Raw genomic sequence first — 13,886 nt, 5'->3', positions numbered from 1 at the left:
GCAGCAAGGAGGAATACAATGAATACAAAAAGCTTAAAGCTCTTCGTTATACTTGCAGCCGTGCTGATCGGTGTGGCCCTGCTGTGGGCTCAGGAGAGGACCGGTAAAGAGGAAGCGTCGCCCAAGACGTACCGCAGCGTGTTTCAGGAGCTTGGCAAAAGCGAGGAGGACATCTCGGCCAAGCTGCAGCAGGCCTGGGATCAGATGTTTTACGGGGATGATGCACAGCAGCGTATCTATTACCCTGTAGGGGAGGATATGGCCTATATTTTGGATACGGGGTATCAGGATGTACGCACCGAGGGAATGTCCTACGGGATGATGATTGCGGTTCAGCTGGATAAGAAGGAGGAGTTTGACCGCTTGTGGAACTGGGCCGTCACGTATATGCAGCATAAAGAGGGTCCGTTCAAGCATTATTTCTCCTGGCATAATACCCCGAAGGGGGATGTGCTTGACAGCAATCCGGCACCGGATGGCGAAGAGTATTTTGCCATGGCGCTTCTGTTTGCTTCCAACCGCTGGGGAGACGGCGAAGGCATCTATCATTACCGGGAGCAGGGAAACAAGATACTGCAGGCGATGCTGCATCAAGCCGATGACGGTGAGGGCTATAATATGTTTGATGAGGAACGGAATCAGATTGTATTTGTGCCCTGGACCTCAGGCAAGGGATATACAGACCCTTCCTACCATCTGCCTGCCTTTTACGAGCTGTGGGCCAGATGGGCAGAGACGGACCGTGAGCGCTGGGCGGAAATGGCCAAGGTCAGCCGGGCGTTCTGGGCTCAGGCAGCAGACCCGGACACCGGGCTCATGGCCAATTACACTACCTTTGATGGAGTGCCTTACCGGAACGGCGATCATTATCTGTTCTCCTACGATGCCCACCGGGTTGCTCTCAACGTCACGCTGGACGAGATCTGGCATGGCGGCGAGCAGTCTGAGTGGAGAAGGGGCTATATAGAACAGCTGCATCAATTTTTTATAAAAGAGGGCATCGACCGGTATGTGGCCAGGTATACTGTGGAGGGGAAGCCGATGGCGGATAACCGTTCCTCGGGCTTGATTGCAGTGAATGGGGCAGCTTCCATGATTTCCACCCATGAAGATCGGCTGCAGTTTGCGCAGCGATTGTGGGATATGGACGTCCCGACCGGCCAATACCGGTACTATGATTCCATGCTGTACATGTTCAGCCTGCTGGCGGCAAGCGGGCAATATCAAATCATCGAGCCATAACGCCTCCCCTCAAACAGGGCAGCTCCAGCAGATTGTTCATCTGTCGGAGCTGCCCTGTTTGTTGTTCGCGGCGGCTGTCAGTGAGTCCAGCGCAAGCCGCCGCCGTGTGATGCTTCGGAGCTTGCGCTCGAGGGCTGCCTTCCTTCAGCGGATCTCCAGCGGCAGGGTGATGTCCACCCTCAGCCCGCACAGCGAGCTGTCGCTTAACGAAATTCCGTATTCGGCGCCGTAATACAGACGAATGCGGTTTTGAAGGTTCGACAGGCCGATGCCTGTATGCAGATCGGGTGGGTCCGCATCATCCTCCGGCAGGGTGAGTGCCTGCAGCGATTGGTCGCTGTTCATACCAATGCCGTTGTCCTCCACCGTCAGGTGCAGCAGTCCACCCTCTTGGAAGCCGGTAATCTGGATGATCCAATGCTCTTCCTCTGACGTCTCCAGCCCATGCACGATCGCATTCTCAACCAGCGGCTGAAACAACAGGCGCATGATCAGGGCGCTGTACAGTGCAGCGGGAATATCCAGCCGGACAGAAAGCTTGTCGCCATAACGCAGCTGCTGTAAATACACATACCGGTTCAGCTGCCCGATGTCTTCCTCCAGCGTAACGAGCTCACTCCGGCCATCAATGCTGTATCGGAGCAAATGGCTCAGCGTAATGACCATTCGGGATTCCTCGGTCAGCTTCTTGCGGTGCAGTGTCCAGTAGATGGTGTTCAAGGTGTTGTATAAAAAGTGCGGGCGAAACTGCGCCTTCAACGCAACCAGCTGAGCCTGCCGCTCGCTGATCTGCCTCCGCGACAGATCGAGGATCGTCTCATCCAGGTTGGCCAGCATCTGGTTGAAGCTTTGGAACAAGCCTTCCACCTCGCGGTTTCTCATTCGGGTGGATATTGGCGTCAATGAGCCGCGTTCCGTCTTGTTCAGCTTGATGGACAGCATGCGGATCGGCCGAGCGACCGACCAGGAGAAGAACACGGCCAGGGCCAGCGCGAACAGGCTGCCGAACAGGCCGATCAGCATAATATTACGCTGTACACTGTTCAGGTCTCCCACGATTTCCTCCGGCTTGACATAAGCCACCAGATTCCAGCCGCTGTAGGAGGAAGGAAGAGACGTCCAGTACCTGCTTGTGTCGGCAGAATACTGGATGCCGGAGCCATCCCCGGATTTCCCCGGCAGGAAGCCTTGCGGCATAGGGGTGCCGATTTCGTCCGGATGAGTAGAGTACACAATCGTGCCGTAGGTGTCGTGGATCTGGATTTTGTCAAAGGGACTGTCCTGCTGATTCTTGAACTGATTATTGATCGTCTCCAGCGGAACCGCAATCATCAGCACACCCAGGCCTTCAAGGTTGCCCCAATTCCGGATTTGCCGGATGCCCACGAGGGCAGGCTTCTCTCCCAGCTGCCAGACCGTATCGGAGAACCAGTGGATGGAGCCCTCATTGCTCAAAGCCAGCTGATACCACTCCTTCTCCAATATGTCCTGCGTTTTCTTCCATAAGAAATAATAGGAGCTAGAGGTTGAGAAGTAACGCTCATTGCTGCCCATCACCAGCACCAGCACGTCACTGCCTATAAATCTCATTTTCTGATTCAGATGCTTCTCAATATCAAACGTGCTGATCTCCTCACTGTCCCCGGGAGCCTGCAAGGCCCGCTGCAGCACCGGATCAAATCCGATGTCGAGCGTAAGGGTATCGAATTCCTGCAGCAGGATGTCCAGCTTCTGGTTCATTTGTTTCACGGATTCTGTGAGAAACCGGGATGTTTTATCAAGGACCACCTCAGAGCTGGTGCGGTAGGTAAAGTATCCAATAGTGGTGAGCAGAAGCACCAGAATGACCGAAAATCCAGTCAGCAGCTGGGCAAAGATCGTTTGCTTGCGTTTACGTTTCATGTCCATCCCCCGGAAGCTTGGCTTGAGTGTCACGGTTGAGCCGCTGTATTACCTTGTATCCTACCTTAAAACAGCAGGAACTTGAACGTTTTCTCGTGCGCGCCGCATGCTATGGTATGATTTCTTGTAGAAAAATATAATTTTTAATATTTCTCCGCTCCGGGTTTTGGATCATAATTTAAAGAAAGTAGTGTTTCTAACACAGAGGTGATCATCATATTGAACATACTGGTTGTGGATGACGAGTCATTTGTGAGGGAAGCCTTGACGGAAACGATTCGGGAGGCCAGCTCAGAGTATGTCATTGCAGGAGCAGCACGGCATGGAGAAGAGGCCTTTGAGATCCTGCAGAGTCACCCTGTTGACCTGGTTATTACCGACGTACGAATGCCCCGAATGGACGGACTGGAGCTTTGCCGCCGAATTTATGAATACAACCCCGAGATTTCAATCGTGCTGCTGACCGGCTATGCGGATTTCTCGTACGCGCGTCAGGCGATGAAGTATCAGGTGTCCGATTATTTATTGAAGCCGTGCGATTCGGCAGAGATTATTCAGGTCATCGAAAAGCTTGCAGAGGCGCACCGGCTGCAACGGTTTCAGAAGCAGGTGGAGCAGCTTCGGCACTCCCACGTCTTAGAGAAGCATCTGAACGATTTGCTCTACGGGATCCCGATTCCGTATTTTAATCAATCCATACTGCCAGTCTATCAGTGCATTTATTTGCTGTGTATTGCGCCGGCGGAGAAGGTCCCGCACCTCATCTGGAATGAGCAGCAGGCGCTGAACGCCGTCAAAAATATCGCCGAGGAGTGGCTGGAGCCGCAAGTGAGGGCGGTCGGTATTCTGGAAGAAGACCATTTGGTCATCTACATGTTCAACGAGCATGTCAGAACTCTGCCGGAGATGGAGGCATTGGCACTGGAGCTGCATTCGGCGATTCAGAGCAATTTGAAGCTGACCGTGAAGCTCGGGCTTTCACAGGGGGCACAGCATCAAAGCGAGGTTCCACGTCGTTACCGGCAGAGCTGCCAAGCCATGCAGGCCGCTCTACAGGAGCCTTCAAAGCATCTGTGCAGCTATGGAAACGAGGACAGCGAACAGGAGCTGGATGAGTGGGTGCCGGATATGTCCGAAAAAGGAAAGCGGCGGGTGGTGGAGCATATGCTGCAGGTCATCGACGAGCGTTATCCGGACAACCTGTCGCTTCGGCTCCTGGCCGATGAAGTGTATATGAACCCTACCTACCTGGGGAGGATTTTTAAGGAAGATACCGGCCACAGCTTTAATTATTATTTGAATCTGGTTCGGGTGAAACAGGCGAAGCAGCTGCTGGAGGATTTCAGAATCAGAGTATACGAGGTTTGTGATCAGGTTGGCTTCAAGGACCCTGCGTACTTCAGTCAAACCTTTAAGAAATACACTGGCGTGACGCCCCAGGAATATCAGAACAGCCGGCAGGCAGACGTCTGATTTTAGAGAGGAGAGGTGCTATGAACAGGATGCTTCAGCGAATCAGCCTGGGATTGCTGCTAATACTGCTTCCGGGCTGCACGGAGGTCTCCATGCCTGTAGAGCACAAGAAGGAGCCTGTCCATGAGCTGACCTTCTGGCTGTTTCCCGGCTCCGGGCTGGAGCCGCTGATCGAAGCGTACGAGCAGGAGCATCCACAGATCCGGGTGCATCTTCATACCTCCTCATATCCGGAGCTCTCGAACAAGCTGCAGACCACGCTCGCTTCTGGCAATGGAGTGCCTGATATCGCTCTTGTAGAGATCAGCTTCATGGAGCGGTTCAAGGAATTGTCCGGCTCCTTTGAGAATCTGCTGGATTACGGCGCAGGAGCACGAGCGAAGGAATTTCTGCCCTGGAAATGGCAGCAGGCGTCAGCATTCGATGAGTCCTTTCTGCTCGGGCTGCCGACAGACATTGGTCCGATCGCGATGGCGTATCGCAGAGATTACTTTGAGCAGGCCGGGCTGCCGGCGGGGCCAGCCGAGGTAGCCGCGCAGATGTCCAGCTGGGATGATTTTCTGGATACAGCGGATCAAGTCCAACGGGAGACCGGAAAGTATATGATCGACAATTTGGATATGCTGTACCGGGTCATTTTGGGGCAGGCAGAGGAGCAGTATTACGACAAGAACACCGGAGAGCTTATCGTACACCGGAATCCGGAAGTATACAGGGCCTGGTCTGCCGTCATGAAGGCCAAGGAAAAAGGGCTGACAGCGGGTCTGCCGATGTTCTCTCCGGAGTGGAGCAGAGGGCTGCAGCAGGGAGAGTTCGCAGTAGCCTTTGCCCCCTCCTGGATGATCGACATTCTGAAGAAGAATGCACCGGACGCCGCTGGAAAATGGGATATGACCTTTATCCCGCAGATTGCGAGTAATTATGGCGGTTCCTTTCTAACCCTGCCCAAGGGAGGAGAGCACCCTCAGGAGGCGTATCATCTGATTGACTGGCTGACCCAGGCGGAGCAGCAGGTTCAGCTGTTCAAGGCCAATGGCAATTTTCCGTCCATGCCTGAACTATTCTCAGATCCGGTCATTATGGAGCATACCGATCCTTATTTTAATGATGCGCCGACCGGACAGATTTATAGCCAGATTGCGAGTCAGATCAAGCCGACCTACGAGGGCTCTGATCAGTTTCTGATTGCGAGAGTCATGTTTGATGTGCTCCGGAAGGTGGAGCAGGAGAGGATCGAACCCGAGGAAGCTTGGGAGATTGCCATGCAGCAGATTCAGATTGAATTGGGGCAGGAACTGCCATAGAAACCCCCTGATGCGGCCGAAGCGTTTCTTAGGAAAAATTCCGATTGACGAGAAGCGGCTTCCGCCGTAAAATAAATGCAAACGTTTACACACTTATTGATGTAAGCGCTTCTATGAATAATGTCACTTCCTGTCGCTGCTGATCAAATCAAGGAAGGAGGATCATGCCATTTATGCAAACGTTTGCTCAAATGAAGATGCAGGCGTGAGTTCACCCATCTATAAAGGAGGACTTGATCTATGTTATCGGCTGTTCAAAGCAAGAAATTATGCTCTATTATTCTGATTGTAACTATGCTCTGCTCTCTGATCGGCATCCCGCCGGTTCAGGCGGCCACGGACTCGCAGGCACTACAGGTGGTTGTCGTGGGCGATCTGCAATCCGAGCTGGGTGCAGCCTCAGACTGGAAGCCGGATGCTGCTGAAACCGCTATGACCCCAGCGGGACCGGATGAATACCGGTTTACCGGGAAGCTTCCGGCTGGCGAGTATGAATATAAAGTGGCTGTCGGGGGCACATGGGATCAAAGCTACGGCAATGACCATTACACGTCTCCCGGCAAACAGAGTGATAATGGGAATATCAAGCTTTCCCTGTCACAGGAGACAGAGGTTACCTTTTACTATAATCATAAGACACACGCTGTTGCCGACTCCTCTTACTACATACCTCTAGAGCAAGATCACCTTCCGAGAGTCATTGGCAGCTTCCAAAATGGAATAGAGAACAGTCCGGCGCTCCTCATGAATGATGATAGTCTGAATGGAATCTACTCCGTCACGGCCGATGTATATGCAGGGGATCATCAGTATCAGGTGGCGCTGGGTGATCCTGGCGCAGGCAGGCTGTATCCCGAGGATGGCACCCCGATGTCGCTGAACGTGGAGCGGGATGCAGAGGTCACCTTCACGTACGATGCAGACACTCATGAGATTGCTGAGGACATAAAGCTTGCACCCGTTCCGCAAGATCCGGGGCTTCCGGTTGCGGATGGACATTTACGTGTACATTATCAGCGCACAGATGCTAATTATGAAGGCTGGGCCTTGTGGATCTTTAACGACGTCGCCGAGCCCTCACAGAATTGGCCGAAAGGCGCTACACCGTTTCCTGAAGGACAACAGGATCATTACGGTGCCTTCGTGGATCTGCCGATTCAGCATGGAGCATCCAAGATTGGACTTGTCGTGATGAATCGTATGACTGAACAGAAAGATGGAGAAGACAAAGTGTTCAGCCTGATCACCCCGGAGATGAACGAGGTGTGGCTGAAGCAGGACACAGACGAGGTGTATACGTACGAGCCGGTGGACCTGCCGGCAGACACCGTCCGGATTCACTATCAGCGTGAGGACCAGAACTACTCCGCATATGCCTTGTGGCTGTGGGGCGATGTCGCGTCTCCTTCAACAAATTACCCGAACGGCGCTACCCGTTTCTCGCAAGAGCAGCTGGATGGGTACGGTGCCTACCTGGATGTTCCGTTGCAGCCGCAGGGAGCAAAGATTAATTTAATCGTTCTGGATCCCGCTGTGGGCGACAACGGGAAAGACGGGGGGGACAAATCCTTCAGCCTGGCTGACCGTTACCGTCATCTGTTTATTCGAGAAGGCGATAACACCGTCTATACGTCCCCGTACGGAGAAGTGCCGACCGGCCTGATCTCAGCGGAGGTACTGTCTCAAGGCAAGCTGCGCCTGAGCTATACGATGACGGCAGGTTTGACGCCGGAATCCCTGAAGGAAGGCGTCCAGCTGAAAAGCGGCGATCAGAGCATTGGCATTACTGAAGCTGCTGTCACCGGTCCCCTGACCGTAGAGCTGACCGCTTCATTCACCATGGATCAGGTGCCGCTGCAGGTGACTTTTCTCGGGAAGACCGTCACCGCGAGCAAGGGCTGGAGATACCTCGATCAGGAATATGCGTATGATGGCAACGATCTCGGTGCTGTGTATGCTGACGGAGAAGCTGTACTGAAGCTGTGGGCGCCGACGGCGAGCAAGGTGACGGTCGATGTATACGGCAAGGATGACAGCACCACAGTGATCGGTACTAAGGAGCTGCAGCGTCAGGAACAGGGTGTCTGGTCTGTCCGCCTGGAGCGCGGCGATTTCGATATCGAAGATTTCAGAGGAGCCTTTTATCAGTATGAGGTCACGCATGAGGGAGTGTCCAAGCGAGTGCTGGATCCATATGCCAAGTCCATGGCCGAGTTCCGGGTCGACACGACGGGCAAAGCGGGTCCGGATGGAGACATCGTGGGCAAGGCTGCGATTGTGGATCTGAGCGAAACGAATCCGGAAGGCTATGATTTTGCCCAAATTCCGGGCTATGAACAGCGGGAGGATGCGATCATCTGGGAGATTCATGTCCGCGACTTCACGTCAGATCCTTCCATTGAAGATGATTTGCACAACGCACAATGGGGCTCTTTCGAAGCGTTCAAGCATAAGCTGGACTACATCAAATCACTTGGCGTCACCCATGTGCAGCTGCTGCCGGTGATGGCCTGGTATTACGGCGATGAGTCCAAGATGAAGAATCGTGAGCTGAACTACTCTGCTGGAAACAACGAGTATAACTGGGGCTATGACCCGCACAGCTATTTCTCGCCGGACGGTGCATATTCGGTGAATCCACAGGATCCGGAGCTGAGAATCCGGGAGCTGAAAAATATGATTGATGCCATCCATGAGGCCGAGATGGGTGTAGTGCTGGATGTGGTGTATACCCATATGGCCAAGTCGGATTTCCTGAATGACATTGTGCCCGGATATTATGCTTTTCAGGATGTGAATGGTAAATTCCTTGGCGATTTTGGTAACAACCTGGCTACCAACCGCAAGATGGCAGAGAAGCTGATGGTGGATTCCGTCAAATACTGGTTTGAGGAATATAAAATTGACGGCATGCGCTGGGATATGATGGGCGATGCTACACAGGACGCGGTACAACGCGCTTATGACGCCGCAGCCGAAATCAATCCGGATGCCCTGTTCATTGGGGAGGGCTGGATTACATTTAAGGGTGCTCAGGCAGATCCTGCTCTTGCAGGACAAGGAGCCGATCAGAACTGGATGGACCGCACGGATGACGTCGGCGTATTCTCTGACGAGTTCCGGAATGCGCTGAAATCCGGCTATGGCAGTGAAGGAGAGCCTCGATTTATTACAGGGGGCAAGCAAAGTGTAGACATGATCTTTAACAATATCAAGGCGCAGCCGGGCAATATGAAAGAGGATGACCCGGGAGACGTTGTGCAGTATATTGAGGCGCACGACAATTTGCCGCTGTACGACATTATTGCCCAGGCGACCAAGAAGGATCCGGCAAATGCAGAGAATGATCTGGAAATTCACAAGCGGATTCGGCTGGGCAACCTGCTGATTCTGACCTCTCAAGGCACCGCCTTCCTGCATGCGGGACAGGAATATGGCCGTACGAAGCAGTGGCTGGGAGAGGGCGTGCCGCAGCAGAAATATCACGAACTGAAGGATCAGAGCGGCAAGACATTCGGTTATTTCGTACACGATTCCTACGATTCATCGGATGCAATTAATAAGTTTGATTGGGAGAAGGCGACGAATAAGGACGTATTCCCGGTCAATCACGTGACGAAGGAATATACCGCCGGCCTGATCCAGCTGCGCAAATCCAGCGACGCCTTCCGGCTCGGGGATCAGGAGCTCATTAACAGCCGCGTGTCGCTGCTGTCCATTCCGGAGATTGGGACCCAGGACGTAGCCATTGGCTATACGACCAAGGCCACGGATGCTTCGGGACAATACTATGTGTTCGTCAATGGCGATAAAGTCTCACGGACAATGACGCTGTCCAAGGACCTGACCTCAGGCACGGTCATCGTGGACAACGACGAAGCCGGCACCGCTGAAGTAGAGCAAGCCTCGGGCTTTGAGCTGGATTCAAGCTCCATTACACTGGAGCCTCTCACTGCCGTAGTGATCAAAACCGCCAGTGATCCCATTGCATTGACATCGGTGGCTGCAGATCAATCGAGCTACACTGTGGGAGTAGGCCAGACCCGCCAGGCGATCGTTCACGCGATCTATAACGATGAGAGCCGCAGAATCATTACGAAGCAGGCTGCCTATGTATCAAGCAATGCTGATGTCGCAAGTGTCAGTTCTTCAGGCCTGATTACCGGCCACCGAGCAGGTACTGCAGTCATCACGATCAGCTATCAGGGCAGTCAGCAGGAAGTCACGGTGAAGGTGACTAAAGTAACCGCCGGCAAGCGCTATGTTCAGATCAACTACATTCGGCCGGATGCCGACTATGAGGACTGGAATCTCTGGATATGGGACACTGGAGTCAAGAACGACCAGATTGATTTCGAAGTCTTTGAGAGTGGCATGGCCACAGTACTTGTGGAAGTAGCCGCGAACACGAGCAGTATCGGATTTGTACTTCGCAAGGGAACAGGCTGGGACGGCACCAAGCAGGACTACCCGGATGATCGTAACATTCCGCTTACGCCGGGCGAAGCCTTTACGAAGGTGTATGTTACCAGCATGAAGAAGGAGCTTACTATAGTGCCAAGCCCTACAGGACCGTTGCTGGAGGGCGGAAATATTACGTTTGTCTATCGGGATGAGGCTAAATTCCGCGAGAACGCGATGGATACCATGGACAGTGTGTCTCTCAAGATCGGCAGTCGGGAAGAGGTCATGACGTACGATGCTGAGAAGGAATGGTTCAGCTATACGTGGCACAATGCCGTGCCCGGTACTCATGAATACAGCTTTCTTGTCACCACAGACGGAGAGACGGTGGAGGTCACCGATCCGAAGAATACGCAAGACGGCAAATCTGTGGTGATCTATGTCAAGCCTGTGGTGAACGTGACCGGCTCTGTACAACGTGAAAGCATTTCTTATAAGGAACATGCCGTGCTGAAGGTGGCGGTATCTGTTTCAGAAGAAGAGGGTCCTGTCTCCTTCCAAGCCGGGTACCTGGATTTAAGTTCACTGGGGGGATCACCTCAAGTGAAGCTGGATTTGGAGCTGCTGGAGCAGAGCATCGCCGTGAAGGAAGGGATCCCGTCTGGACGCAAGTCCATTGGCATTACGCTGATAGACCAGTATGGCAACTTCCATAAGGGGACGGCTGAAGTCACGGTAAAGTCAGCCGAAGCGGCCGCTAAAGCGGAGTTTGACTGGGATGAGGCGCGCATTTATTTTGTACTGACGGATCGCTTTATGGATGGTGATGCCTCTAATAATGAAAACGTAAACAAGGACCATCTGGAGGCATATCACGGTGGAGATTTCCGGGGGCTGATTGATAAGCTTGATTACATTCAGGAGCTCGGAGTCAACACGCTGTGGATCACACCTATTGTCGATAACATTGATTACAATGTCAAAGCAAACTCTAACGGCATTCAGTATGGATATCATGGATATTGGGCCAAGGATTTTACGAAGCTGGATGAGCATCTGGGTGATCTGGATACGTTCAAGGAGCTGATTGACAAAGCACATGACCGAGGCATCAAAATCATGGTGGATGTTGTGCTGAATCATACAGGCTATGGCTTGAAGCCAGGTGACACAGCCCCGGTGGCCCAGGACGACAAAGCCCGGTTTGAAGGGATGCTCCGGGATACTAAGCTGTCCACAACGGATGATCCGCTGCGGGGAGAATTGTCAGGACTGCCCGATCTGATCACGGAGGATCCGGACGTGCGCCGGCAAATCATTGACTGGCAGGCAGGCTGGCTGGAGCGTGCCCGGACGGACCGCGGAGATACAATTGACTATTTCCGTGTAGATACCGTGAAGCATGTGGAGGAAGCCACCTGGAAGGCGTTCAAGAACGCTCTTACAGCCATCGATCCGGAATTCAAACTGATCGGCGAATATTATGGCGGTACGCTGGATAATGATGGAGGAACGCTGCAAAGCGGACAGATGGACGGCCTGCTGGATTTCGGCTTTAAAGGACGAGCGCGTGATTTTGTGAATGGCCGTGTTGAAGACGTAGAGTCTTATCTGGCTGAACGGGAAGCCAGGCTGGATAACACGCAGATGATGGGACAATTCCTGAGCAGCCATGATGAGAACGGCTTCCTGTCACACTATGTGAACGGAGACAAAGCGAAGCTGATGACTGCTGCAGCACTGCAGATTACATCGAAAGGGCAGCCTGTCATTTATTACGGAGAGGAGCTCGGACGTTCCGGCAGTGCCTCAGGAGATCTCGACAAAGGCAATTTTAGCGAGAATCGTACGGATATGCCGTGGGATCAGGTGGAGAGCGAGAAGAAGCTGCTAGAGCATTACCGGAAGCTGCTGAAGATTCGTGCCGAGCATTCCGGGATTTTCTCGAAGGGTGTTCGGACCTCGATTGTCGCTTCAGATGACGAGAAGTATCTGGCATTTGACAAGGAGTATGAAGATAAGCATCTTGTTACTGCGCTTCATGTCGGAACACAGGAGCGGACGGTCAGCTTTAAAGTGCCATTCCCAGCGGGAAGCATGGCTGCTGATCTGTACAGCGGAAAGCAGTATAAAGTGAAGTCGGATCAGACGGTGAGTGTTCTTCTTCCGGCTATGGCAGATGGCGGCACTGTGATTTTGGCAAGCGCAGCAGAAAGCGGTAACGGCAATGGCAATGGCAATGACGGAAGCGGGCCAGCTCCAGGAAGCGGAGCGCCAGTGAGTACGCCAGCTAAGGGCACTGTTCAGATCAGTGAGGCTTTATTGAACAATCCACAGGCCCCGGTATCGGTTAAGCTGGGCGCTGGGGATCAAGAGCTGCTGCTTCCCATCGGAGCTGGGGATCTTCTGAACGGACAGTCGGTGGAAGTGAGTAAAGATGGCATCAAGATCACCTTGCCTTCGGCTTTGCTGCAGGCATTGCAGAAGCTGGTGTCTGCCGAGCAGCAGAAGGCATCCACAATTTCGCTGCTTGTGCAAGAAGCGCCGCTTGCGGATACGAAGGCTCTGGTGCTTGAAGCCGAGCGTCAAACTCCGGGGGTTAACCTCAAGCCGGGCAGCGTGATGTATGACCTGCATCTGAGTGTCAAGGCTGCAGGAGGGGCGGAATGGAAGCTGGAGCAGTTTGAGTCGCCGGTCACACTGACCTTCGATCTGCTTCCGGGAATCAACGCCAGCTGGGCAGGAGTATACCATCTGCAGGATGACGGAAGCATCACATATGCCGGAGGCCGCTTGAAGGATGGACAGATTGAGGCAGAGGCAGGACATTTCAGCAAGTATGCTGTGCTGGAGTACGAGAAGATCTTCACCGATCTGAACGGACATTGGGCGCAGAATGCGGTGAAGGAGCTGGCCGCGAAGCATATTGTACAAGGAACGAGTGCCAAAGCCTTCAGTCCGGCACAGAAGCTGACCCGGGCACAATTCGCCGCCATGCTTGTGCGGGCGCTGGGATTGGAGCCTGTGAATACAGCAGGCAGCACCTTTAAGGACGTGTCCCGTGATGCATGGTATGCCGCAGACCTTCAGACCGCTTATCAGCATGGACTCGTCAGCGGCAAGGGCGGTAACGTCTTCGCACCGAATGACAGCATTACCCGGGAGGAAATGGCGGTTATGCTGGTAAGAGCTTATACGCTCCAGCATGAAGCTCCGGCAGCGGAGAAGTCTGGCATGAAGGATCAGGAGCATATTTCACACTGGGCTGAGAAACAGGTCAACCAGGCGGCATTCCTCGGTCTTATGCAGGGCCACCCTGGCGGAGCATTTGAGCCGAAGGGCTGGACGACCCGGGCCCAGAGCGCGCAAGCCGTGCTGAATCTGCTGAAGGCGCTGGAGTAATCGCATCGCGGTTCTCCATCTCAAGCAGGGTCCGTGTTGATTGCGGGTCTGCCTGCAATGCAACTGAAGAGGCGGCTGAACAGGCCGCTGACAGGCTGATTGCCATGAAAAAGAATACAACAAGAAAGGCTGGCGCACTTTGGCGCCAGCCTTTCTTGT

5 protein-coding genes are annotated in these 13,886 nt (G+C 53.4%); 4 read left to right on the top strand and 1 reads right to left on the bottom strand.

Annotated elements, in window-relative coordinates:
* Positions 1-18: 18 nt before the first annotated feature.
* Entirely contained in the window at positions 19-1,242 is a 1,224-nt protein-coding gene (locus JJQ72_RS10325; protein ID WP_208203610.1) for a family 8 glycosyl hydrolase, read from the top strand.
* Positions 1,243-1,386: 144 nt separating this feature from the next.
* Here the strand turns inward: JJQ72_RS10325 and JJQ72_RS10320 are convergent, their stop codons facing one another.
* Entirely contained in the window at positions 1,387-3,144 is a 1,758-nt protein-coding gene (locus JJQ72_RS10320; RefSeq protein ID WP_208203609.1) for a cache domain-containing sensor histidine kinase, read from the bottom strand.
* A gap of 219 nt (positions 3,145-3,363) precedes the next feature.
* Here JJQ72_RS10320 and JJQ72_RS10315 point away from each other — a divergent pair, with 219 nt between their 5' ends.
* The 3 genes from JJQ72_RS10315 to JJQ72_RS10305 all read left to right on the top strand — a co-directional run bounded on the left by JJQ72_RS10315 (position 3,364) and on the right by JJQ72_RS10305 (position 13,727).
* Positions 3,364-4,617 (top strand): response regulator transcription factor, encoded by a 1,254-nt coding sequence (locus JJQ72_RS10315; RefSeq protein ID WP_208203608.1) that lies wholly within the window; start codon positions 3,364-3,366, stop codon positions 4,615-4,617.
* Between the two features lie 20 nt (positions 4,618-4,637).
* The gene (locus JJQ72_RS10310; protein WP_208203607.1) at positions 4,638-5,921 is read left to right on the top strand and encodes an ABC transporter substrate-binding protein; all 1,284 of its coding nucleotides are present in this window, start codon (positions 4,638-4,640) and stop codon (positions 5,919-5,921) included.
* Positions 5,922-6,161: 240 nt separating this feature from the next.
* Positions 6,162-13,727: a pullulanase gene (locus tag JJQ72_RS10305; protein ID WP_208203606.1), complete on the top strand. Its 7,566-nt coding sequence runs from the start codon at positions 6,162-6,164 to the stop codon at positions 13,725-13,727.
* The last annotated feature ends 159 nt before the right edge of the window (positions 13,728-13,886 follow it).

The organism is Paenibacillus sp. F411 (assembly GCF_017582705.1).
In the GTDB taxonomy this organism is placed as follows: Bacteria; Bacillota; Bacilli; order Paenibacillales; family Paenibacillaceae; genus Paenibacillus_AQ; species Paenibacillus_AQ algicola.
This window is presented reverse-complemented; position numbering and strand designations above follow the sequence as displayed.